The sequence below is a fragment of the Corallococcus sp. AB038B genome, from assembly GCF_003668955.1.
Taxonomy (GTDB): domain Bacteria; phylum Myxococcota; class Myxococcia; order Myxococcales; family Myxococcaceae; genus Corallococcus; species Corallococcus exiguus.
Map to the genome: position 1 here is coordinate 1 of NZ_RAWO01000463.1, position 378 is coordinate 378.

The window sequence follows — 378 nt, forward strand, 5'->3', positions numbered from 1 at the left end:
ATGCCCACGCTGGAGCAGCTCGCGCCGCACCTGGGCACCGCGCGCCTGTTGTGCCTGTGCAGCCCGCTCAACCCCACGGGCACCATGATTTCGTCCGACGTGCTGGGCGCCATCTGCGAGCGCGTCGTCGCGGAGAACCGCCAGCGCGAGAAGCAGGGCAGGAAGCCGCTCATCCTGATGTACGACCAGATTTATTGGGTGCTGAGCTTCGGCGCGGTGAAGCACGTGACGCCGGTGGAGCTGGTGCCGGAAGTCGCCCCGTACACCGTGTTCGTGGACGGCATCTCCAAGGCGTTCGCCGCCACGGGCGTGCGCGTGGGCTGGGGCGTGGGCCCGCCGGCCATCATCGCTCGCATGCGCGACGTGCTCGGCCACGTC

Annotated in this window: 1 protein-coding gene; it reads left to right on the forward strand. The window is 69.3% G+C overall.

What is annotated here, in order from left to right; translation table 11 throughout:
• Positions 1–378, forward strand: a 378-nt coding sequence (locus tag D7Y04_RS43895) for an aminotransferase class I/II-fold pyridoxal phosphate-dependent enzyme (RefSeq protein ID WP_121763106.1), incomplete at both ends; no start/stop codon positions are given.